Raw genomic sequence first — 21,419 nt, forward strand, 5'->3', positions numbered from 1 at the left:
TTGCCGTCTACCGTCGCACGACCGAGGGTGACCAGGCGTGCTCGATGAAGACCGTTGGAGCGCCAGCTCCGTCGGCGGGCACACGCCAGATGTCGCTGTCACCCACCACGTCGGGCCGGGGGAGCCCGTAGAGCAGTGTGGAGTCGTCGAGCCACTCGACCTGGTCGTCGACGCTGTGCTCGACCGAGACGATGGTTTCGACCATGGTCTCGAGGTCGAGAACAGCGATGTGCCAGTCGGGGGCAGTGAAGGAGCCTCCGTTCTTCTTGAAGGCGATCCTCGTTCCATCCGGCGACAGCGACGGGCACTCCCCGTCATTGTGGATGGAAGTGAGGGTGCGTTCGACGAGATCTCCACGCACAAGCCAGGTCGAGCCTCCGCTCGCCGCTGTCGCGTAGAAGTGCCGGTCGTCATCCGTGAACGTCACGCCCCAGATATTGCGATCGGCGGCGGTCACCTGCACGCCATCCACCAGGAGGGTGAACCGCTCGATGTTGCCGTAGCTCTCGCCCGCCGCGGTAGCAATGATCGTCTCAGTGGCGAAGCCCACGGCGGCATACGAGACTCCGGTCACGAAGGATGTTTCTGCCACGAGTTGCGAGTCGGCCGAGATCCTCGTGCGGCTCGGTACCCCCGGCAGGGCCCAGCTCTGCTCCTGGGCGCCGGTCTGCTTCGCGGTCCATGTCGTCACGATCCCGGCCTCCGTCGTGAGGCACATCGTGAGCGTGGCTGTCGAGTACACCCTGTCGCACAACAGGGGGGACACCGAACGGGCACCGGACGGATCATCCAGCGCCACGCTCGCGACCTTCCCGTAGTCTGCACCGGCTGCGGTGTTCCTGAATTCGATGCGCGGCCCCGTGAAGCTCGTGACCGGCGTCGCCTCGACCGAGCTCGGAGCGGCGCGCTGCGCCTGCGACTGCAGGTAGGCATGGGCACCGAACACGATCATGACGACCAGTGCGATGGCCGAGATCGCACTGAGGAGGACGACGCGCTGCCGGCTGGTCATACGTCCGCCCTGTACTGCCGGGCGCCGCGCAGGATGACCGCAACGATCGGGATCGCGATGGCAATGCCGATCGACACCAGCACCATCGACCACTCGCGCCCGATAGCGAACCACAGGATTCCAAAGCCGGCCGCGGAGATGAACCGCGCGATGGCGACAACGGTCTGTGCGGCGGCGATCGCGGTCGCCCGGGTCTCCGAGGTCGTGAACTGGGTGGCCAGCACAGCCAGGATCCCATCGGTGGCCGCGTAATAAGCACCAAGCAATACGAGACACACGATCGTGATCGCGGCACCCGTGATGGGAAGCGCGGCCGACACGTATGCGGCAAGCAGCAGACCGTGGCCGAGCACGAAGGTACGCGCCCGTCCGAAGCGATCGGCGAGGCGGCCGATCGGGACGGCGAATGCGAGGAACGCGACATTCGTGCCGACGTACAGCAGCGGGAAGAACTGTGCGGCAAACGAACTTCTGCTCTGCAGCACGAGGTAGATGAATCCGTCGCCGATCGTGAGCAGGCCGAGCATCCCGGCGACGATGAGCAGGCGCTTCAGCCCGGGATTGTTCAACTCGCGCCAGCGACCCCGACGACGTTCTCCGCGTGGTTCCGCGGTGGCTTCCGCTGGGTCTTCCGTGCCGCGAGCGGCAGACTTCGAGCGTCGGTTGGGAACGATGATCCCCAGTACCGCCACGCCCACGAGAGCGAAAGTCACCGAGACCACGAACACTGTGCTGAAACCGTTCGGGATGATAGACAGGATGACGAATGCGAGCAGCGGTCCGATGGCGGCTCCGGTGTTGTCCAGCGCTCGATGCATTCCGAAGGATGCCGCGAGATTCTGCGGCTGTGAGGCCGCGGTGATGAGCGAGTCCCTGGGTGCCGTGCGGATGCCCTTGCCCAGCCTGTCAGCCGTCAGCACCGCTGTCAGTGCTCCGAAGCTCGATGCGAACAGCAACCCGATGCGGGCCACCGCCGACAGCGCGTATCCGAAAAACGCCACCCATTTCGGCTGGTCTCCGAGGTCGGCGACCCAGCCACCGCCGATGCGGACAATGGCGCTGACCCCCTGGTACAGCCCGTCGAGGATGCCATAGGCGACGGTCGACAGCCCGAGCACACCCGTCACGTAGAGGGGGAGGATCGCAGACACCGACTCGGACGAGATGTCGGTCAGCATGCTGACGATTCCGAGCGAGATCACCACTGACGACACGCGGTTGGCGGCCTTCGGCCCCTTCGGCGTTCCCTCGGGATCACCGGGCGTATTGGTCAGGGAGATGTACACGGCGGAAGCGGCTCGGGACGGTCAGGAGCCGGACTCGACGGGAAAGAGTTGTCCATCATCTTCGCGGAACATCGCGCCGGTCATCGGGCAGCGGAATGCGTCGCCATCCTGAACCAGCCTGGCGCCTGCGTGACCGACCCAGCCGATGCGCCTGGCAGGGCTTCCGGCTACGAGAGCGAAGGCCGGAACGTCCCGGATCACGGTCGCGCCAGCGGCGACGAGCGCCCATTCGCCGATCTCCACCGGAGCCACACAGACCGAGCGCGCCCCGATGGCTGCTCCGGTTCGCACTGTGACGCCGACGGCGTGCCAGTCGTCTCCGGATTTGCGAGAGCCGTCGGGGTTGATCGCCCGGGGGTAGAGGTCATTGGTGAAAACCACGGCGGGACCCACGAAGACCCCGTCCTCGAGAATCGCTGGTTCGTAGAGAAGTGCGTAGTTCTGGATCTTGCAGTTGCGACCCAGCACAACGCCTGGACCCACGTAGGCACCCCGACCGAGGCTCGATCCCGCGCCGATGACAGCGTTTTCCCGCACGTGGGCGAGCTCCCAGACGACCGCACCGGGTTCGACGCGCGCGCCGTCGTCCACCTGTGCGGTAGCGGCGATTCGCGGGGCGGGTTCGGTTGACACGATCTGCCTGTCGGGGTGGCGGAGCTCGGTTTTCAGCGGTCGTCGGTGCGGGAAAATCCGTCGACCACCGCAGAGTGCATGAATGGTAGCGTATTCGCACTCCCCTGCACGGGGAAGACTCCCGATCGGGTGACGTCACGGAAGGTGCGGCGCGAGATGGACGATTATCTGGTCATCGGCGCCGGTCTCGTCGGGCTGGCCACTGCTCGCGCCATCCTCGAAAAGATCCCCGCTGCGCGCATCACCGTGCTGGAAAAGGCGTCGGATGTTGCCACTGGACAGACCGGCCACAACTCGGGCGTGATCCACGCCGGCATCTACTACGCGCCGGGTTCTTTGAAAGCCGAACTCTGCCGCCAGGGGCGCATCGAGACTGTCGAATTCTGCGAACGATACGACATCCCCTATTCGCTCGTCGGCAAGATCATCGTGGCCACCGACGAGACAGCTCGCGCCAGGCTCGACGACCTCGAGCGCCGCTCGATCGAGAACCGGATCGTCGTCGAGCGGATCGGGGCCGCGGGCCTTGCCGAACGGGAACCGAACGTGCAGGGAGTGGATGCTCTCCTGTCGCCCACGACCGGCATCGTCGACTACCGCCGCATGGCATCCGTCATGGCGGATGAGCTCGTGGCGGCCGGTGTCACAGTGCGCTTCAACGCCGAAGTGACCTCGATTGTCGAGGAAGACGGAATAGATGGCGGCGCGGTTCGCGTGCGCACGTCAGACGGTGGCGAGTGGGCGGCAAGGCGCCTGGTGGCCTGCGCGGGCCTCCAGGCTGATCGCATCGCCGGGATCGCCGGGATCGACATCGATTTCAGGATCGTCCCGTTCCGCGGCGAGTACTTCGAACTTCCCCCTGGGCGCAACGATTTCGTGAGCCATCTCATCTATCCTGTGCCGGATCCCTCGATGCCCTTCCTCGGCGTGCACATCAGCCCGACCATCGATGGTCGCGTCACGGTCGGACCTAATGCAGTGCTGGGCTGGGCTCGTGAGGGGTACCCTCGTGGCTCGGTGCGGCCAGCGGACGTGCTGGATTTCGCGACGTACGGCGGTTTCTGGAAGATGGCGTCGAAGAATTTGCGCCCCGCGGTCATCGAGATGAAGAACTCGCTTCTCAAGTCCGGTTACCTGCAGGAGTGCCGCAAGTACGCATCCTCGTTGACGATGAAGGATCTCGGCTCACGTTCGGCGGGCATCCGTGCACAGGCGGTGCGCCGCGACGGAACCTTCATCGAGGACTTCCAGTTCGAGAGCACGCAGCGTCAGATCCACGTCGGCAACGCGCCGTCCCCAGCGGCCACCTCGTCGATTCCGATCGGGCGGATGATCGCCGAACGGATGCTCACCAGGGCCTGAGGGCGCGAAGCGGGAGGCGGACTCGCGCCTCAGTCCCGCCTGGTTCAGCGCCGTGCGACAGCCACGGTCGTGAGCACCGCGATGGCAACGGCACCGGCGACGACCCAGAACTTCAGGGGCTTCAAACGGTAGGTATCCGAGATCGCGAGGGCGATGTCGCCCGCCACGTGCTGGACGGTGGTGACGGTGTCGAAGCCCAGCGCGATCGCCTTATCGGCTACTCCCTGCGAAGTGGTCATGTCTTGCTCCCTGGTCGTGGATGGCACAGTGGTCGTGGATGGCACAGTGGTCGTGGATGGCACAGTGTCGGGCGGCGTCGTACTGATCACCGTCACCTCTATCTTGCGACACTCCTCGGCAGGGCGGGGCCAGGGGCGGCTCAGCTGGGCTGGACGGCCACCGGTTCGGTATCGGCGATGGGGCTCGCATCCTTGCCTCGAAGGTCCGGATGCGCTCGCCGGAACACCAACGGAACGAGGAAGCCGAGTGCTGCGAAGACGGCGGCAGTAATGAAGCCACCGATGGAGCCGTTCGCGTCGATGAGGAACCCCGCGACGGCCGAGCCGATCGCGGCCCCGATCAACTGCCCGGTGCCGACCCAGCCGTACGCTTCGGCCGTGTCACTGAACTTGACGCTCGCCGAGACTATGGCGAACATCACGGCGAGGGCCGGGGCAATGCACAGGCCGGCGATGAGAAGGGCGAACGCGAGTGACCAGAAGTCCCAGGCGAAGAGGGCGAGCGTGCATCCCACGAAGACGACGGCCATGCGGCGAGCCAGTGCCCACGGCCCGACGGGCACGTGGCCGAGGGCGAGCCCCCCAGCGAGGGACGACAGTGCCCAGAACGCGAGCATGATTCCAGCCTGCGGCCCGTTTTCTCCGAACTGTGCGACGACGCCGGTCTCGATGGCGGCGCAGGAGCCGACGAGCAGGAAGCCGACGACCGTGGCGAGCAGCACCGGCGGTCGGCTCAGCACGACGCCGAGCTTGCGCTTGCTGCGCGGGATGCGAACGCGTCCCACTTCGGGGCTCGAGATGAACCACGCGCCGCCTCCGACCAGGAAGACCATCGCCACGACGATTCCGAGCACCGTCGAGACCTGGATGGAGACGAACGTCACAAGCACGGGGGCGGCGACCCAGATGATCTCCTGGGCCGAGGCATCCAGCGAGAACAGAGGAGTCAGCTGCCGGGAGTTCACCATCTTGGGGTAGATGGTGCGCACGGCCGGCTGCACGGGCGGCTGGCTGAGGCCGCCGAGGAATCCGACGATCATGTAGCCGACGAGCGGCATGGCGACGAAGGCGACGATGCCCATGGATGTCGCGGCCACCGCTGTCGTGAGAATCAGCACGGGACGCATGCCCCACGCGCCCATCCACCGGCTGGTCAGCGGGCCGGCGATGGCCTGCCCGATGCTCGTGGCGGCGAGGACGAGCCCGGCCGCGCCGTAGGAGTTGAAGATGTGCTCGACGTGGAGCAGGTACGCGAGGGAGAGCATGCCACTGGGGAATCGCGCCGTGAGTTGTGCGGCGATGATGCGCGCCACTCCGGGCGTTCTCAACAGGTCAAGGTAGCTCTTCACAAGAGCACAAGCTTAGTGCCGCGAGAAGCCTGTTTTGGGGCGGCAGGCATGCTCTGCCGCCGCAGTGCACAGGGTGTGCATAAGTCGCCGAAGTTATACACACCTGTGGACGACACGCCCACTAGATATGGTGTTGGTGTGATGTCGGTGGCACGATATATAGTGATTACACCGCCTGGCCGGGGGTCGCGGTAAGTCATTGTTTTTCGGGCGTCAAGCCCGGTAGTGAGAGCATCCAAGGGAGATTTTTGTGGGAATTACAGTCGTTAAGCGCAGTGGCGAGCGGGAGCCATATGACGCGAACAAGATCAACCTCGCGATCGAAGCCGCAACGGTTGGCCTTGACGACAACATCACCTGGGTGACGCAGATCGCCTCGGAGCTCGAACTGACCCTGTTCGACGGCATATCGACCCAGCAGCTCGACGAAGCGGTCATCCAGGTCGCCCTGCAGAACGTCAAAGACGACCCTGCATTCGACGTCGTCGCAGCGCGACTGCTTCTCAAGACGATCTACAAGCGCGTGCTCGGCGACTACGAGACCTCGACCGAACTCAAGAACCTGCACCAGCAGCACTTCGTCGCCAACGTCACCCGCGGCGTCGACGAGGGACTGCTCGATTCACGACTCGTCGAGATGTTCGACCTCGAGTTCCTGTCGACCCAGCTCGAGCCTGCACACGACGAACTGCTGAAGTACATCGGTGTCGTCACCCTCAACAACCGCTACGGCATCAAGGGCCGCAACGGCGACGCGCTCGAGGTTCCCCAGTACTTCTGGATGCGTATCGCCATGGGGCTCTCGCTCAACGAGGCCGACCCCACCCAGGCAGCGCTTGCCTTCTACAACAAGATGTCGACCCTCGAGTACCTCGCGGCGGGCTCGACCCTCGTCAATGCCGGCACCGTGTACCCCCAGCTCGCCAACTGCTTCGTCATGGAGATGCAGGATGACATGGAGCACATCGCGAAGACCACCCGCGATGTCATGTGGCTGACCAAGGGCACAGGCGGAATCGGGCTTTCGGTCACCAAGCTCCGCGCCCAGGGTTCGCCCATCCGCTCGAACAACACGTCATCGACCGGCCCGATCCCGTTCATGCACACCATCGACTCGATCCTGCGCGCGGTCAGCCGCGGTGGCAAGAAGTTCGGGGCCCTGTGCTTCTACATGGAGAACTGGCACATGGACTTCCCGGAGTTCCTCGAACTCCGCAACAACTCAGGCGACCCGTACCGCCGCACCCGCACCGCCAACACCGCGGTCTGGATCAGCGACGAGTTCATGAAGCGCGTGCAGAACGACGATGACTGGTACCTCTTTGACCCGCTCGAGGTCACCGACCTCAACGAGTTGTATGGCAAGGCGTTCTCGGCTCGGTACAGCGAGTATGTCGCGATGGCCGAAGCCGGCCAGATGCGCATGTTCAAGAAGATCACCGCCCGAGAGCAGTTCAAGTCGATCCTCATCTCCCTGCAGACCACCAGCCACCCGTGGCTGACCTGGAAAGACACGATCAACAACCGTGCGCTCAACAACAACACGGGCACGATCCACCTCTCCAACCTCTGCACCGAGATCACGCTGCCGCAGGACGAAGACAACGTGTCTGTCTGCAACCTCGCGTCGATCAACCTCGCGCGCCACCTCGACGATGCGGGCAAGCTCGACTTCACCAAGATCGCCGAGAGTGCACGACTGGCCGTCCGCCAGCTCGACAACCTCATCGATATCACCCGCTCGAGCGTGGCAGAGGCCGACTTCTCGAACCGGGAGAACCGTGCCGTCGGACTCGGCGTGATGGGCTTCACCGACGTCATCGAGCAGCTCGGCATCAGCTACGAGAGCGAAGAGGCCTATGACCTGATCGACGAGATCATGGAGCACGTCTCGTACGCCGCCATCGACGCATCCACCGAGCTCGCGAAGGAGCGTGGTGCATACGCGAACTTCGAGGGCAGCCGCTGGGCACAGGGACTGGTCCCGCTCGACTCGATCGCGCTCACCGAAGCCGACCGCGGCATGGAGATCAAGGTCAACCGCAAGACCCGCCTGGACTGGGACGCCCTGCGCCTCAAGGTCAAGGGGGGAATGCGCAACGCGACGCTCATGGCGATCGCACCGACCGCATCCATTGGTCTTGTCGCCGGCACCACCCCGGGCCTCGACCCGCAGTTCTCGCAGATCTTCAGCCGTTCCACCTCGAACGGGAAGTTCCTCGAAGTCAACCGCAACCTCGTGGTCGACCTGCAGAAGCTTGGAATCTGGGAGTCCACTCGCGAGGCGATCCTTCGCAGCCAGGGCGACATCCAGAACATCGCATCGATCCCCGACAACCTCAAGGCCGTCTACAAGACCAGCTTCCAGCTGTCGCCGTACTCCTTCCTTGAGGTTGCCGCTCGCGCCCAGAAGTGGATCGACCAGGCCATCAGCCGCAACATGTACCTCGAGACGCGAGACCTCGGCGACATGATGGACATCTACTTCGCGGCGTGGGAGCGCGGCGTGAAGACCACTTATTACCTGCACATGAAGCCGCGCCACACCGCCGAGCAGTCGACGGTCAAGGTCAATAAGTCCGAAGACATCGTGGCTTCGAACGCGGCACCGGCGGGAGGCGCAGCGCAGTCTGCTCCGTCGTCGGCCCCGGCCCGCCGAGGGTTCGGCGGCCTGGCACCCAAGGCGGGTGCCTGATGCGCGCTGGAACTATGGAGATTGCGCAGCAATCTCAGCAGGCCGCAGACCGTGCCAGCGCCGGGGCAGCTGTGCTGCCATGGCCCACCGCTTCACTCGACGAATACTACGTACCGGTCGATCCGATGGACGACCTTCAATGCGACAGCTGCCAGTAAAGGATTAAGGAAAGCATCATGGGAATTCTCGGAACAGGCCTTCAGGACGGCCTTCTGCTCAAGCCAATCAAGTACCAGTGGGCCATGGACCTGTACGACCAGGCCGTTGCCAACACGTGGTTCCCGAACGAGATCCAGCTCGGGGAAGACATCGCCGACTTCAAGAAGATGACGGATGAAGAGCGCCACGCCGTCACCTTTCTGATGAGCTACTTCAACCCGAACGAGCTGCTCGTCAACAAGGCTCTCGCCTTCGGCGTGTACCCCTACGTTTCGGCCGCCGAGTGCTCGCTGTACCTCGCGAAGCAGATGTGGGAAGAAGCAAACCACTGCATGAGCTTCGAGTACGTGCTCGAGACCTTCCCGATCGACCGCGAGGCCGCATACAACTCCCACGTCGACATCCCGTCGATGGCCCGCAAGGAGGAGTTCGAGCTCAAGTACATCCGCCGCATGACCGAGCAGACCCTCGACATCAACACCACAGAGGGCAAGAAGGACTTCGTGCGCAACCTCGTTGCGTACAACGTCATCCTCGAGGGCGTCTGGTTCTACTCGGGCTTCATGGTCGCCCTGAGCTTCCGCCAGCGCAACCTGCTGCGCAACTTCGGTTCGCTCATGGACTGGGTCGTGCGTGACGAGAGCCTGCACCTCAAGTTCGGCATCAACCTGATTCTCACGGTGCTCGAAGAGAACCCCGACCTCCAGACCGAGGAGTTCGCGGCCGAGATCAAGCAGATGATCGTGGATGCTGTCGAGATGGAAGAGCAGTACAACCGCGACCTCCTCCCGAACGGCATCCTCGGCCTGAACGCCACGTACATCAACCAGTACGTGAAGTACCTGGCCGACCGTCGACTCGAGGAGCTCGGCTTCGAGGCCCACTACAACGTGTCGAACCCGGCCAAGTGGATGGCTGCCGCCAACGACACCCTCCAGCTGGTGAACTTCTTCGAGTCGACCAACACGTCATACGAGTCGAACGCTTCGGCAACCGTGGGAGCGAAGGCCTGACCCCTTGTAGAACCGTTCTCTAGAGAACGTTGATTGCCGTCGCGCGCCAGCGGCTGTCCAAACCCTCGAGCCTGAGGGCGACAGCCCTGGTGCGCGCTCGGTTGTGCACGATGACGACAGCCTCGACCGCTCCATCGCGTGGCTCGAACTGCGAGATGGAGCCGATCGAGAAGTGCGGCCTGGTCGCGGCGCGACCGGTGGCTTGCCTGGCGCGCGCACTGAGCACGACGCGCTTGAGCACGTGACGATACACATCGTCGGTCACCCAGCGGGAGATCTGCTCGAGATCGCGTGCACCGGCGAGGATTTCGATTACCGCCCTGGTGAGATTTTCGATAAGCGGAGACGGGTCGGGAAGCGAGGATGTGCTGCTCGGTTGCTGCCCGAAGAACTCGTCGGGAACGAATCTCTGGCGGGCAGCTCGAAGCGGCTGTGACGCGGCTGCGGGTTCCGGTGCGGTCGGTGACTCGAGGCCATCGGGCTGTGCTGCTGTGGTCACGCTTGCCCCAATCGATGAATCCTGTGGAGTGCGAATCGTCCTACCCCCGTACGGGGGTAGGCATACTAAAGCAGCACGCGGGGGCTTGTGTCCATAGGCATTTTCACGCTGTGGATAACCTCCGCGGTGACCGCGCCCACGTCGATAACGTCACCGGCATGCGCTGGGACAGCTTGTTCGACGACCTCGAGAGTCAGCTCGAGCGCGAGATCTCTGTCGAGGAGAGCGACGTCGACGCCGAGGAGGAACGACTGCGGCTGGGAAGGCTGTCTCTGCGGGACCGTCTCGTGGCCCTGCATAACGCCGTGCACCCCGGAGACACGCTGCACCTGGGGGTGATCCTGGCCCATGGAGAACGAATTTCGGTGCGTCCCGTGCTCGTCGGGCGTGACTGGTTGTCGGCCGATGTAATCGACGACTCCCGTCGACAGCGCCAGTGCATCATCCCGTTGTATTCGGTGCTGAGCGTGAGCATCCCGGCCGCACGAGCGCGGGGGAGTCTCGCGGACAACGAGGGCACCGCGCATCCGGAGCTTTCGGCTCGGCTGGGCTTCACTTTCGTACTGAGAGACCTGTGCCGGAGGCGCCGGGCCATCGATGTCGTCACGCCGGCAGCCACCCTGCACGGAACCATCGACAGGGTGGGCAAGGACCATTTCGACCTCGCGATGCACGAACCGGGCGCTCAACGCCGGGCGTCGTCGGTGACAGAACTGCGGTTGCTGCCCCTCGGCTCCGTCATGATGGTACGGCTGTAGGAGAGGCCGGTTCCGGTCAGGTGCCGTTGGGCTGCCCGAACGAGACCTCGGTGAGGTTCGAGAAGTCGGCCTGGTTCCAGAGGTTCATGCGCCTCGTCTGCTCGTACATGGCGGCGATGTATGACTCCAGCACGCTGCGTTCGATGCGCCATTGCCCGCTCGCCCCCACTTTGATGGCTGGCAGTTCGCCCGAGCGCACCAGCGCGTAGGCCTGGTTCGCCGAGATATTGAGCAGCTCGGCCGTGTCGCCGAGCGTGAGGAACCGCCCCAGTCGCTCGGCCGAAGTCGCGTCATCCATGCAACGAGTATGAAACCGAAGTGGCGCCCGTGGTGGGCATGTGGATAACTTTCGCCCGGCACAGCCCGCACTCGCGACCATAGTCCCGAGGCGCCAGCCGGTTGCCGAGGGAGTAGGCCCATGAAGACCCATTCACGGCAGCGTCACGGATTCGCGGTAGATCCGAGGCTGCTCATCGGACTGGTGTTGGTGGCCGGTTCGGTCGCTGCGGTCGTCGCCATCGTGTCGACGGCCGACGAGACCGTGCAGGTCTACTCCGCTCGCTCCACCCTCACGCCCGGAGACCGCATCACGCTCGACGATGTCGATACCAGCAACGTGCGGCTTGCCGGAGTCGGGTCGCTCTATCTGCTGCCGGGAGACGTTCCGGACGGCGGATTCGTAGTAACGCGAGCAGTCGACGCGGGGGAGCTGATTCCCGCGTCAGCCGTCGGCAGCGTGAGCGGACTGCGGCTGACCTCACTCGTGCTCGACGTGAACGGTGCGCTCGCGGCATCCATCGAATCGGGCTCGACGGTCGACGTGTGGTCGTCGAAGGAGGTCGCCAACGGCGAGTTCGGGCCACCAGGAGTGATCGTGGCCGGCGCGACGGTGGTGAGACTCGTGGAGTCAGACACGATCATGGCCGGCGGCGAATCGGTGGCGGTCGAGGTGTTGGTGCCCAAGGCCAGGGTGGCCAGAGTGCTGGAGGCGGTGTCCAATGCGGATGCGATGTCGATCGTGCCCGCGACCATCCCCGGCCGGGGTTGAGATGGCGCGCATCGCGCTCGCGCTGCCTCTCGCGCTGGAAGACCGGATGGCTGAGGACGCCGTGCGGCACGGTCACGAGGTCGTCGCGCGGACGGTCAGCGCGCTGGAGCTCGCGTCCCTCGTCGGGCCCGTGTCTCCCGATATCGTCATCGCGGCCTCTGAACCGCGCTATCTCACCGACAGGGTGCTCGCATCCTGTGACGAGGCCGGGGTGCGGCTCATCGCGCTGGCCGCTGACGATGCCGGTCGTCGGCACGCTGCGACGCTGGGAGTCTTCGAGGCGGTGGATGCCGCGTCCCCCTGGCTCGAGATCGAAAGGGTGATCGCGGGCGCAGGCCGCGAGCCGAGCCCACCGCAGCGACGCGCCGAGCGTGGCTCCGTCATCGCGGTCTGGGGTCCGGCGGGTTCACCGGGCCGCACGACCATCGCCATAGGAATCGCGGCGGAGCTTGCGGCGATGGGGCACAGTGTCGCGCTGGCCGACGTCGACACGCACGGGGCATCCATCGCTCCTGCTCTCGGCATGCTCGACGAGGCGCCAGGGTTCGCAGCGGCCTGCCGACTGGCGGGCAACGACACCCTGTCCCAGTCGGAGCTCGAGCGCATCTCCCAGCGCTACGAATCCACGCTCGGCGGATTCTGGGTGCTCACCGGCATCGGCCGGCCGAGCCGCTGGCCCGAATTGTCGGGGGAGCGGGTGGCGGCCACGATCGCCCAGTGCCGCACCTGGGTGGACTACACGATCCTCGACACGAGTGCGAGCCTCGAGAACGACGAAGAGATCTCGAGTGACCTCTTCGCGCCGCGTCGTAACGCGGCGGCGGTGACGGCCGTGCGCGAGGCCGACAGCATCGTGGCGGTGGGCTCGGCCGACCCTGTCGGACTGTCGAGATTCCTTCGCGCGCACGTCGACCTCATCGAGACGGCGTCGACGAACGACGTGACGGTCGTGATGAACCGCATCCGGGCATCCGCCATCGGCTTGAATCCCCACGCCCAGGTGACCCAGACCCTGTCGAGATTCGGTGGGATCGAGTCTCCCGTGCTCGTGCCGCATGACCAGGCCGGTCTGGACGGGGCCATCCTGAGCGGCAGGACTCTCGCGGATTCGGCGCCTCGATCGCCAGCCCGTGCAGCGATCCGGTCCATGGTCTCGTCGCGCCTCGTGCCGGAACCTCCGGCGCAACCACGGAGCCTGCGCAGCCGGTTCAGGCTGGCCCGGGCCACGGGCTAACCTGAAAGCATGTCGACTCTCAGTGAACTCGTGCAGGCCCAGGGACGAGCGAGCGAGGAAGACATCGAATGGCTGCACCTGCTGGTGGGTGACTGGCAGCTTCTGGCCGACCTCGCGTTCGCCGACATCGTGCTGTGGGTGCCGAGCGCAGATGGCAGTTTCGTCGCCGTCGCTCACGCCAGGCCGTCCAGCTCGGCCACCCTCTTCTACCGAGACTTCGTCGGCCATGCGGTGAAGACGGAATGGAAGGCGCAGATCGACGAAGCGTTCCATTCCGCGAGCATCGTCGACACGGCGGCTCCGGATTGGTACGAGGAGACGCCGACGCGAGTGCGCGCTGTGCCGGTGCTGCGACGATTGAGCCCCACCGGCAATAAGACGACAGACCTGCCGATCGCGGTCATCACCCGTCACACCAACCTGAGCGAGGCCCGCACCCCGAGCCGCCAGGAACTCACGTTCAACGAGTGCGCCAACGACCTGTTCGCGATGATCGCCTCGGGCGACTTCCCCGACCTGGGTGCGCCGAGCGGACCGCGCAGGGGTGCGCCGCGCGCATCCGATGGCCTCATCCGCCTCGATGTCGACGGCATGGTGACCTTCGCGAGCCCTAACGCGCTGTCCGCCTTCAACCGCATAGGTTTCCCCAACGAGCTCGAGGCGGAGTCGCTCGCCGAGGTCACGACCGGGCTGATCAGCGGGCAGCTGACCGTGGACGAATCCCTGCCGCTCGTCGTGACCGGTCGTGCACCGTGGCGTACCGACATCGAGGCGCGCGGTGTGACTGTGTCGTTGCGCGCGATCCCCATCCGCAACCACGGCGAGCGCGTCGGCGCGATCGTGTTGTGCCGCGATGTGACCGAGGTGAGGCACCAGGAGCGTGAGCTCATCACGAAGGATGCCACGATCCGCGAGATCCACCATCGGGTAAAGAACAACTTGCAGACGGTGGCATCGCTGCTCAGGATCCAGGCGCGGCGAACCCACTCCGACGTGGCGCGCGATGCCCTCGGCCAGGCCATGCGTCGAGTGGCGGCCATCGCGGTCGTGCACGACACTCTCTCGGAGGGGCTGACGCAGGATGTCGATTTCGATGTGGTCTTCGACCGTGTGCTCATGCTGATCGCCGAGGTGGCGTCGAGTCACAGCACCACGGTGCGCCCCATTTCGAAGGGCAGTTTCGGCAACCTGCGGAGCGAGTATGCGACGCCGCTGGCACTCGCGCTCACCGAACTCGTCACCAACGCCGTCGAGCACGGCCTCGCCGACCGTGAGGACGGAGAGGTGCAGATCGTCGCCAAGCGCACCGACGAGACGCTCAGCGTGAAGGTGCGGGACAACGGAGTCGGACTCGCCGAGGGCAAGGTCGGTTCCGGGCTCGGCACTCAGATCGTACGCACCCTCATTCAGGGTGAACTGGGTGGCACTATCGACTGGCACACGCTCGTGGGCAGCGGCACCGAGGTGACGATCGAGGTTCCGATGACGTGGCTCCACCGACGCTGAGCTGCGGCATGGTCATCCACCCGGAGCGCACGCAGAAACGTCGCCACTTTTGGTGGCGACGTTCGCGAGCGAGGTCAGGAGGCGCGGCGGGCGCGAGCTGCGCGACGCTTGAGGGCGCGGCGCTCGTCTTCACTGAGGCCGCCCCAGACGCCGGAGTCCTGTGAGGTGTCGAGGGCGTACTGGAGGCACATCTCGGTCACCGAGCAGCGGCCGCAGACGGCCTTTGCCTTGTCGATCTGGTCGACGGCGGGGCCGGTGTTGCCGACGGGGAAGAAAAGCTCTGGGTCTGCTGTGAGGCAAGCAGCTTTGTCGCGCCAATCCATAGTTGTACTCCTTCAGTGCGTGCGGGGGGCTGGCCCGCTGGCAGGCCTGCATCAGTTGTGTAGAGATCCCCCGCCGCGAAAAGGCTGGGATTTCATAGCGACTGCTCAGGCCCGGGCTTATCGGGTTCGTAGAAATGGGGGACCCGCTCGCAACACTGAGAGCTGGAAATCAACCTCATATAGACTCTCATATCGGTAGATGCAAATCAATGGTTGTATATGGGGCCTTACTGTGAGTGACGTACGAAGAGGCTCTGCGAGACATCCCTTTGTCATCGCTCTGGCCGTGTTGATTTTCGCCCAGTGCACCCTCCTGGCGGTCGCCACCGGGTACCTCGTGATCGAGCTGATCATCGCCACTCCCGACTCGTACGCGAGTGCGGTCGCCCTTGCGGTTCTCACCACCATCGCGGCCGTGTGGCTCGCCATCATCGGCATCAATGTGCTGCGCGGAAGCCCGTGGGTTCGCGGAGCGACAATCGTGGTTCAGGTGCTCCAGATCGCCGTCGCGATCGGCGCGTTCCAGGGAGCATTCGCCCGCCCCGATCTCGGGTGGCTGCTGCTCATCCCCGCCATCGCCGCCCTCGTGCTGTTGTTCACCGCGCCGGTCCTGGCCGCGACAGTGCGCCGCCCGTAGCCCTCGAACCATCCACCACAGGAGCGCGATGTCCCAGCTCATCTCCGTCCCCGACCTCCTGGCAGCGCTCGGCAGCCCGACGCCGCCCGTGCTGCTCGATGTGCGGTGGGTGCTCGGCCGCTCCGATGGCAGGGAGAACTACCTCGCCGGCCACATCCCCGGTGCGGTGTTCGTGGACCTCGACCGCGAACTGGCCGGGCATGGCGAGCCCGGGGAGGGGCGGCATCCATTGCCCGACATTGCTGACCTGCAGGCCTCCGCGCGCCGCTGGGGGATCGGACCTGACAGCTCAGTTGTGGTGTATGACGACCTGAAGGGCATGGCCGCAGCGAGAGCGTGGTGGCTGCTGCGCTGGGCCGGGCTCGAGAACGTACGCCTGCTCGACGGTGTGCTGCCGGCCTGGGTTGCCGCAGGGCACGCGCTCGATGAGGGCGACGTGATTCCGGATGCCGGCATAGTGGTGCTCGAATCCGGGCACCTTCCCGTGCTCACCATCGACGAGGCCGCGGCGTTCCCCGAGCGCGGTGTGCTGCTCGACGCGAGGGCGCCCGAGAGGTTCCGCGGAGAGGTCGAGCCGATCGATCCCCGGGCCGGGCATATCCCCGGTGCGGTCAACGCACCGTCCACCGGCAACGTCGACGCGGAGGGACGGTTCCTGTCGCCATCCGCCCTCTCGGAGCGGTACGCGGCACTGGGCGTGACCGCTGGCACTCCGGTTGGCGCGTATTGCGGCTCAGGGATCACCGCAGCCCACGACGTGCTCGCGCTGGCGATCGCCGGGGTGGATGCCGCACTGTTCCCCGGCTCGTGGAGCGCCTGGTCGAATCATCCGGAGCGCCCGGTCGCAGTCGGCTAGCTGTCGATGCCGAGCTTCTTGCGCAGCGAAGCAACATGGCCGGTGGCCTTGACGTTGTAGAGCGGCAGCGTGATGGAGCCGCTCTCGTCGATGACGAACGTGGAGCGCAGGACCCCCGTGACGGTCTTGCCGTAGAGGTTCTTCTCGCCCCAGGTCGCGTAGGCGTTGTGGACCGTTAGGTCGGGGTCGCTCAGCAGTGGGAAGTTCAGGTTGTCTTCGTGCGCGAAGGTGGCGAGCTTGTCCGGGGCGTCGCGGGAGACCCCGATCACGCTGTACCCGGCCGACTTCAGTGAGTTCAGGCTGTCGCGGAAGTCGCAGGCCTGGGTGGTGCATCCGGGGGTCATGGCCTCGGGGTAGAAGTAGAGGATCACCTTCTGGCCGGAGAAATCTGCCAGAGAAACCGGTGCGCCGGTCTGGTCGGGCAGGGTGAAAGCCGGGGCGGTGGCGCCGGATTCGAGTCGGTCGGTCATGGTTCTCCGCATCAGATTCGGCGTACGGTTCGTACACCCGTTTCTGCCATGCTAATCTTGTTCGTCGGCCCGTTGATTCGTTTCTCGGGCCTGGCACCTCTAGCTCAATTGGCAGAGCAACTGACTCTTAATCAGTGGGTTCCCGGTTCAAGTCCGGGGGGGTGCACCACACAACAGCCCGGTATCTCGCATAAGAGCGACGCGCCGGGCTTTCTGCTTGATCGGGATGCAAACGGCATCCCCTCCAGAACCCCTCCGCTGGCTGTCCCGCTTGGCCGCTGAGCCAAAAGTAGAATAGCGCCGGCAACAATGCGCGGGGCCATTCTCTAAGTGAAGGCGGGTTTCGATCCCGCTGCCTCCGTGTCCCCTACACAGCGCTCTCCCAATTGAGCTACTTTAAGTTTCAGCGAGCCTCTCGGCTACACGCCACACAGCAGCGAGTTTGCGTCGGGTATTCTCGACCTTAAGCAATACGCACGAATCCACATTCCGGACACTGCCAACGTCGGAACCTCTCGTCGCCGAGCAACTCCATCGGGACGAGGCACCGCCGGCAGTTTGGCGTCTTTGGGAAGGGATCGTCGCTCACACGGCGAGCGTACGAAACACGGATTGGGTCGAGTCAAGTTGTCTCCACTCTGAGTGATCCTTGACTGTATAGTCGGGGCATGCCAGCGGTGTCGCCTTCTCCTATGCCGCCCCAGCTCTCAGGCGACTCGCTGAAGGGTCGGTACGGGGTCAGGTACTTGGACGCAATCGTGTCGGCGGCTGGCTACGAGTGGCGCGAGACAGGGTCTGGTGCGGACGCCCTGGGGCTCGATGGTGATGTGCACTTTCCTGAAGGGCCTGTGGGCGTGCAGGTGAAGACCACGCACAAGCACCAAATCGGTGGCACTAATTCGCGGTTGTCCTATACGGCCAAGCAACATTGGGTCGATTCCTGGGCGATCGCTCGCAGGCCGATCTACTTCGTTGTGGTAGTAGTTCCCCACGATATTACCGGTGGTCCATGGTTGAATCATCACTCGGGTGGAACGGACATGCTGGACACGGCTGCCTACTGGACGAGAATCGATCCGACTTCATTCAGCCCGCAGAATATGTCGGTCGCAGCCCTGCGTAGCCAGCGGGTGGAGGCGGCCACCCTTCGTCAATGGCAGCGAGAGATGATTCAGGACTTCGGCGGATGACTGATCAAGCGACACCTTCAGTGCACGATGACGACCTTCGGGACGAGGTCGCAAGCTACCTCGGACGTCTGGGCTGGATACGCGGTACACCGGGCAGGTTCGGAGAGCTTTGGTCGAGCGTTGCCGACGATCGAAGCCGGATCGCCGTGCCCTTCAGTCTGCGAGCGGACTCACGCGAGTTCGCGGCGCTGATCGTTGGGGTGGCGCGACACGAGCAAAGACCCGAGCAGACCGTGGCGCAGGAAATCGAACACGAGTTCCTTGACGTGCAGGCATATCGGATAGCTGACGCTTTCGTGCTGGAAGATCGCGCCCTTCTTGACAGTGCAGCGATCGTGCTCGATTCCGCCCGCAAACTCATTCGGGCTGCAGCAAATACTGCACGTTCACCGCGCGCTTACATCGCATCCGGGTTCAGCAAGCCCGCCGATGACATTGCCAAGAAAGCTCGACTGTCGCACACGCGACGAGGATCGTTCGTTCTACCGGTAGCTATGCCGATCGAACCCCCTGAGTACCTTGTGAACCAGATTCTGGATCAGGCGACTGATGTCAAGATCGAGTCGACGGAACGCCGGACTACCCGGACACTTGCTACCGCGCTGGCCGCCCTTGACACCATCGCAGTGAGGCCCGATAAGGAGCCCACGAATGTGGAGCTTGAGTATCTTGTGCAAGTTGGAGTCAGCAAAGAGCTGGTAACCGCAGTGCGAGCGATAGCGTCAAACGCCGGAGTGCACGCTTTCGAGACTCGGTTCGAATGGGCGCCGGGAGTGGGAACGCCTCCGGGCCTTCCCCAGCGCGTGTTGATTCCGGACGACGCGAAAGGCCTGTTGGAGCGGGTAGAGAAACGGCTGAAAGTTGCTAAGCCTAGTCCGGAGGAGTCGATATCTGGGCAGATCGTGCAGATTCGTCAAGTCCCAGGCGAATCGAGGGGCGAGGTCACTATCCGCACCATTCGTCACGGGAAAATGGCTGAGATCAGGGTGTCGACCTCGACCGACGTAACCCGGGAAGCGACGGACTGGTTCAAGTCCGGGCGCGCGGCCCTTGCATACGGCGCCATCGTCGCTAGCCCCGGTCGACCACTGAGCATGCCCGATCCGGTCGCCGTCACGCCTCTCGATCAGATCCTGCTTGATGCATTCTCTGGTGATCAGACTGATTAGTCTGTCGGGAGTGAATGCGCTTGACGCGCTGGCCCCTTCGATCAAAAGCTGATGCCAACATGAATGCATGGTTCCCTCCCGGTGCTGATCCAGTCGAGCAGGCGGCGCTCGTGCCAGGAATTCCGGTGTGGATCGACAAGCCCGTTGCAGACTGGGTGGGGCAGAACATTACCGGCGTCTACGGCGAGATGACGCTTCAGTTCCTTACGGAGTGGGACGTCGCCATGCGAAATGATCCGCCCGTGGCCCGGCGGATGGAGGATCAGCGCCCCGAAATGCTCTGGCACTCCCTCGACGAAAACGACCAAGTTGCGCTCGTTGATTTCGTGCTGTTCACCAGCGCACGAGCGCAGTCGAAGAATGAGAAAGAGTCGCTCGAAGGAATTCTCCGCGCAGGCGGCTCCGAGTGGAGTGTAGGCAAGCGCGCCGGTCAGGTAGGTCTGGAGAAGCGAGTTCCCCAGGGCGTTGCCGATGCAGCCGAGGCCGTGATGGGTACCGCGAGCACGGCTGGCGCTCTTCTGTCCGAGGCATGGCATGCCGCGTTTGGTCGGGGACCTGACCCGGAAGAGGCTTACGAGAAGGCGATCAAGGCCGTCGAAGAGGCTGGCGCTGGGGTGGTTTCGCCGAAGAACGTCCGAGCATCTCTTGGGACAATGGCGCGGGATATGGAAAGTCAGGGCAACTGGTCTCTCCCGCTCGGCGAGGACTCGAAGCACCCCTCCGCCTCTGCGCCTTACATGATGGTGCAAGCGCTTTGGGCCGGGCAAGAAAGTCGGCACGGTGGAAACAGCTATCGCAAGCCCACGCCGGAAGAAGCCGAGGCCGCTGTGCTGCTGGCAGTGCCACTTGTGCAGTGGTTCACCTCGGCCGTTCTAGCGCGGCGCTAGGGCGCAACCCCTGGCGGGCCGCCGAAGTCCCAGTAGCCTCGGCAGCATGCCTCTGCAAAACGAAAAGTACGCGATTGGCCTATGCGATGAGGTGCTGGCCGTCGCGAGCGCGAAGCACCACCGCTTTTCTTGGCTAATGGGTGATGAGTCGCCCGTGACCGGGCGACGGAGGGCGCTGCCAGTAGATGCCTACTGGGAGTCGTTGAACCTGGTGATGGAGTTCCACGAGAAGCAGCACACGGAGGCCGTAGCTCTCTTCGACAATCGCAAGACGCTCTCAGGCATGAATCGAGGCTCACTGAGGAAGCTTTACGACAATCGCCGCATTGAGCTGATCCCGCAGCACCGCCTCCAACTGGTGACAATCCCCATGTCTGACTTCATCGTAAAGCGCGCGCTTACCGTGCCCAGCAGGGACACCGACGTCGCTACAGTCCGCCGGTACGTGGAGGCGTTCGCCTAGTGCGCGTTGTGCAGTAGTGACTCGTCGCTGTATCCGGTGTCGTGCAACTTGGGCGTGCCCTTCGGAGTCAGCCAGGTGACACGCAAACGCACTCGCGCCGTGGTCCCGACTGGTTCCGGAATGGGAAGCGTGAATCGCTGGTCGACCGACCGTTCGACCGACCGTCGCTCGGCTAATAGGGCGGCCTCGCGTCTCTTGCCCAGCTCCGGAATCTGGAGCCGAAGGAGATCGCGCCCCTCAATCTCGATTGGATAGTCGTTGGCCTCGGTTGAGGTGTCGAAGAAGAATTGCGCAATGACCTCGTTGGCTGCGTTCTTCCCGATGTTCTGGATGATGACGTGGCCTTTCGAATCGAAGTCCCAGCGCCACTCCCAAGCGACATCGCTCCGCTCCGTCTCGCGCTCGGCCTGCTCGTGAATCACACGGTTTGCGACCTCGGCGAGCGCATTCGCGTCTTTCGCGATCGTGTTTGATTCCTGGGAAATTTCGTTGGCAGTCGCTGCTGCCCTCTTTGCTTTGCGTGCTTGCGCGAGTCCGATGATTCCAACTACAAGCCCCGAAGCCCCGACGAGTGCTGCCACGGCAACGCCCCAAGCGGTTGCCACTGCGGTCAGTTCTTCTGGATTCATGG

General features: G+C 64.2%; 23 protein-coding genes and 1 tRNA gene. 14 read left to right on the top strand and 10 right to left on the bottom strand.

All coding sequences use genetic code 11. The features are described 5' to 3' along the window. Positions 1–7: 7 nt before the first annotated feature. From IWX81_RS12680 to IWX81_RS12690, 3 genes are read right to left on the bottom strand one after another with little or no spacing between them, the layout of a single operon-like run. Positions 8–1,012 carry a TolB family protein gene (locus tag IWX81_RS12680; protein ID WP_334594135.1) on the bottom strand — a complete coding sequence of 335 codons (1,005 nt, stop codon included), beginning with the start codon at positions 1,010–1,012 and terminating at the stop codon, positions 8–10. After that, positions 1,009–2,298, bottom strand: coding sequence for an MFS transporter (locus IWX81_RS12685; protein ID WP_199281695.1), 1,290 nt, complete (start codon positions 2,296–2,298; stop codon positions 1,009–1,011). The genes IWX81_RS12680 and IWX81_RS12685 overlap by 4 nt, the downstream gene beginning before the upstream one ends. 21 nt (positions 2,299–2,319) lie before the next feature. Beyond that, entirely contained in the window at positions 2,320–2,931 is a 612-nt protein-coding gene (locus tag IWX81_RS12690) for an acyltransferase (protein WP_334594137.1), read from the bottom strand. Positions 2,932–3,060: 129 nt separating this feature from the next. Here IWX81_RS12690 and lhgO point away from each other — a divergent pair, with 129 nt between their 5' ends. Further along, on the top strand, positions 3,061–4,293 hold the full coding sequence (gene lhgO, locus IWX81_RS12695) for an L-2-hydroxyglutarate oxidase (RefSeq protein ID WP_334594140.1): 1,233 nt from the start codon (positions 3,061–3,063) through the stop codon (positions 4,291–4,293). A 44-nt stretch (positions 4,294–4,337) separates the two neighbouring features. On the opposite strand, the gene IWX81_RS12700 is transcribed toward lhgO, so the two are convergent. Together IWX81_RS12700 and IWX81_RS12705 are read right to left on the bottom strand one after the other, a co-directional pair. After that, entirely contained in the window at positions 4,338–4,532 is a 195-nt protein-coding gene (locus tag IWX81_RS12700) for a hypothetical protein (protein WP_199281696.1), read from the bottom strand. A gap of 140 nt (positions 4,533–4,672) precedes the next feature. Continuing rightward, positions 4,673–5,881 (bottom strand): MFS transporter, encoded by a 1,209-nt coding sequence (locus IWX81_RS12705; RefSeq protein ID WP_199281697.1) that lies wholly within the window; start codon positions 5,879–5,881, stop codon positions 4,673–4,675. A 250-nt stretch (positions 5,882–6,131) separates the two neighbouring features. Between IWX81_RS12705 and IWX81_RS12710 the strand changes: the two genes are divergently transcribed. Next, positions 6,132–8,576 (top strand): ribonucleoside-diphosphate reductase subunit alpha, encoded by a 2,445-nt coding sequence (locus IWX81_RS12710; protein ID WP_199281698.1) that lies wholly within the window; start codon positions 6,132–6,134, stop codon positions 8,574–8,576. A gap of 176 nt (positions 8,577–8,752) precedes the next feature. Further along, a complete protein-coding gene (locus IWX81_RS12715; protein WP_199281699.1) occupies positions 8,753–9,748 on the top strand; it encodes a ribonucleotide-diphosphate reductase subunit beta in 996 nt (331 codons plus the stop codon). Between the two features lie 19 nt (positions 9,749–9,767). Here IWX81_RS12715 and IWX81_RS12720 read toward each other — a convergent pair whose 3' ends face one another. After that, positions 9,768–10,247 carry an Rv3235 family protein gene (locus IWX81_RS12720; protein ID WP_334594143.1) on the bottom strand — a complete coding sequence of 160 codons (480 nt, stop codon included), beginning with the start codon at positions 10,245–10,247 and terminating at the stop codon, positions 9,768–9,770. 110 nt (positions 10,248–10,357) lie between these two features. Here IWX81_RS12720 and IWX81_RS12725 point away from each other — a divergent pair, with 110 nt between their 5' ends. After that, positions 10,358–11,005, top strand: coding sequence for a hypothetical protein (locus IWX81_RS12725; RefSeq protein ID WP_334594145.1), 648 nt, complete (start codon positions 10,358–10,360; stop codon positions 11,003–11,005). Between the two features lie 16 nt (positions 11,006–11,021). Here the strand turns inward: IWX81_RS12725 and IWX81_RS12730 are convergent, their stop codons facing one another. Beyond that, positions 11,022–11,303 carry a helix-turn-helix domain-containing protein gene (locus IWX81_RS12730; RefSeq protein ID WP_199281700.1) on the bottom strand — a complete coding sequence of 94 codons (282 nt, stop codon included), beginning with the start codon at positions 11,301–11,303 and terminating at the stop codon, positions 11,022–11,024. A gap of 120 nt (positions 11,304–11,423) precedes the next feature. Between IWX81_RS12730 and IWX81_RS12735 the strand changes: the two genes are divergently transcribed. Genes IWX81_RS12735 through IWX81_RS12745 form a run of 3 tightly spaced genes read left to right on the top strand, consistent with a single transcriptional unit; the run spans position 11,424 to position 14,793 of the window. After that, a complete protein-coding gene (locus IWX81_RS12735) occupies positions 11,424–12,053 on the top strand; it encodes a hypothetical protein (protein ID WP_199281701.1) in 630 nt (209 codons plus the stop codon). A 1-nt stretch (position 12,054) separates the two neighbouring features. Next, positions 12,055–13,287, top strand: coding sequence for an AAA family ATPase (locus IWX81_RS12740; RefSeq protein WP_199281702.1), 1,233 nt, complete (start codon positions 12,055–12,057; stop codon positions 13,285–13,287). A gap of 9 nt (positions 13,288–13,296) precedes the next feature. Then, positions 13,297–14,793, top strand: a complete 1,497-nt coding sequence (locus IWX81_RS12745; protein ID WP_199281703.1) for a sensor histidine kinase — start codon at positions 13,297–13,299, stop codon at positions 14,791–14,793. 74 nt (positions 14,794–14,867) lie between these two features. On the opposite strand, the gene IWX81_RS12750 is transcribed toward IWX81_RS12745, so the two are convergent. Further along, complete coding sequence (locus IWX81_RS12750; protein ID WP_179498346.1) at positions 14,868–15,116, bottom strand: WhiB family transcriptional regulator; 249 nt, start codon at positions 15,114–15,116, stop codon at positions 14,868–14,870. 232 nt (positions 15,117–15,348) lie between these two features. Here IWX81_RS12750 and IWX81_RS12755 point away from each other — a divergent pair, with 232 nt between their 5' ends. After that, positions 15,349–15,753: a hypothetical protein gene (locus tag IWX81_RS12755; protein WP_199281704.1), complete on the top strand. Its 405-nt coding sequence runs from the start codon at positions 15,349–15,351 to the stop codon at positions 15,751–15,753. Positions 15,754–15,781: 28 nt separating this feature from the next. Beyond that, complete coding sequence (locus IWX81_RS12760; protein ID WP_199281705.1) at positions 15,782–16,609, top strand: sulfurtransferase; 828 nt, start codon at positions 15,782–15,784, stop codon at positions 16,607–16,609. Here IWX81_RS12760 and bcp read toward each other — a convergent pair. Further along, a complete protein-coding gene (bcp, locus tag IWX81_RS12765) occupies positions 16,606–17,079 on the bottom strand; it encodes a thioredoxin-dependent thiol peroxidase (RefSeq protein WP_199281706.1) in 474 nt (157 codons plus the stop codon). The genes IWX81_RS12760 and bcp overlap by 4 nt on opposite strands. A 93-nt stretch (positions 17,080–17,172) precedes the next feature. Here bcp and IWX81_RS12770 point away from each other — a divergent pair. The 5 genes from IWX81_RS12770 (at position 17,173) to IWX81_RS12790 (ending at position 20,788) form a co-directional block, all read left to right on the top strand. Further along, positions 17,173–17,248, top strand: a tRNA-Lys gene (locus IWX81_RS12770). 523 nt (positions 17,249–17,771) lie between these two features. Further along, entirely contained in the window at positions 17,772–18,269 is a 498-nt protein-coding gene (locus IWX81_RS12775; protein ID WP_334594251.1) for a DUF4365 domain-containing protein, read from the top strand. 20 nt (positions 18,270–18,289) lie between these two features. Next, a complete protein-coding gene (locus IWX81_RS12780; RefSeq protein ID WP_199281708.1) occupies positions 18,290–19,438 on the top strand; it encodes a hypothetical protein in 1,149 nt (382 codons plus the stop codon). A gap of 59 nt (positions 19,439–19,497) precedes the next feature. After that, positions 19,498–20,325, top strand: coding sequence for a hypothetical protein (locus IWX81_RS12785; protein ID WP_199281709.1), 828 nt, complete (start codon positions 19,498–19,500; stop codon positions 20,323–20,325). Positions 20,326–20,371: 46 nt separating this feature from the next. Continuing rightward, positions 20,372–20,788 (top strand): hypothetical protein, encoded by a 417-nt coding sequence (locus IWX81_RS12790; protein ID WP_199281710.1) that lies wholly within the window; start codon positions 20,372–20,374, stop codon positions 20,786–20,788. On the opposite strand, the gene IWX81_RS12795 is transcribed toward IWX81_RS12790, so the two are convergent. Next, the gene (locus IWX81_RS12795; RefSeq protein WP_199281711.1) at positions 20,785–21,417 is read right to left on the bottom strand and encodes a hypothetical protein; all 633 of its coding nucleotides are present in this window, start codon (positions 21,415–21,417) and stop codon (positions 20,785–20,787) included. The two genes, IWX81_RS12790 and IWX81_RS12795, sit on opposite strands and share 4 nt — an antisense overlap. Positions 21,418–21,419 lie beyond the last annotated feature (2 nt).

Source organism: Salinibacterium sp. CAN_S4, from assembly GCF_015752305.1.
Taxonomy (GTDB): Bacteria; Actinomycetota; Actinomycetes; order Actinomycetales; family Microbacteriaceae; genus Rhodoglobus.

Coding starts and splice junctions, on each gene's coding strand:
- IWX81_RS12735 (WP_199281701.1), top strand. CDS start 11,424: ATGAAGACCCATTCACGGCAGCGTCACGGATTCGCGGTAGATCCGAGG.
- IWX81_RS12785 (WP_199281709.1), top strand. CDS start 19,498: ATGAATGCATGGTTCCCTCCCGGTGCTGATCCAGTCGAGCAGGCGGCG.
- IWX81_RS12745 (WP_199281703.1), top strand. CDS start 13,297: ATGTCGACTCTCAGTGAACTCGTGCAGGCCCAGGGACGAGCGAGCGAG.
- IWX81_RS12760 (WP_199281705.1), top strand. CDS start 15,782: ATGTCCCAGCTCATCTCCGTCCCCGACCTCCTGGCAGCGCTCGGCAGC.
- bcp (WP_199281706.1), bottom strand. CDS start 17,079: ATGACCGACCGACTCGAATCCGGCGCCACCGCCCCGGCTTTCACCCTG.
- IWX81_RS12750 (WP_179498346.1), bottom strand. CDS start 15,116: ATGGATTGGCGCGACAAAGCTGCTTGCCTCACAGCAGACCCAGAGCTT.
- IWX81_RS12700 (WP_199281696.1), bottom strand. CDS start 4,532: ATGACCACTTCGCAGGGAGTAGCCGATAAGGCGATCGCGCTGGGCTTC.
- IWX81_RS12790 (WP_199281710.1), top strand. CDS start 20,372: ATGCCTCTGCAAAACGAAAAGTACGCGATTGGCCTATGCGATGAGGTG.
- IWX81_RS12740 (WP_199281702.1), top strand. CDS start 12,055: ATGGCGCGCATCGCGCTCGCGCTGCCTCTCGCGCTGGAAGACCGGATG.
- IWX81_RS12775 (WP_334594251.1), top strand. CDS start 17,772: ATGCCGCCCCAGCTCTCAGGCGACTCGCTGAAGGGTCGGTACGGGGTC.
- IWX81_RS12715 (WP_199281699.1), top strand. CDS start 8,753: ATGGGAATTCTCGGAACAGGCCTTCAGGACGGCCTTCTGCTCAAGCCA.
- IWX81_RS12680 (WP_334594135.1), bottom strand. CDS start 1,012: ATGACCAGCCGGCAGCGCGTCGTCCTCCTCAGTGCGATCTCGGCCATC.
- IWX81_RS12730 (WP_199281700.1), bottom strand. CDS start 11,303: ATGGATGACGCGACTTCGGCCGAGCGACTGGGGCGGTTCCTCACGCTC.
- IWX81_RS12795 (WP_199281711.1), bottom strand. CDS start 21,417: ATGAATCCAGAAGAACTGACCGCAGTGGCAACCGCTTGGGGCGTTGCC.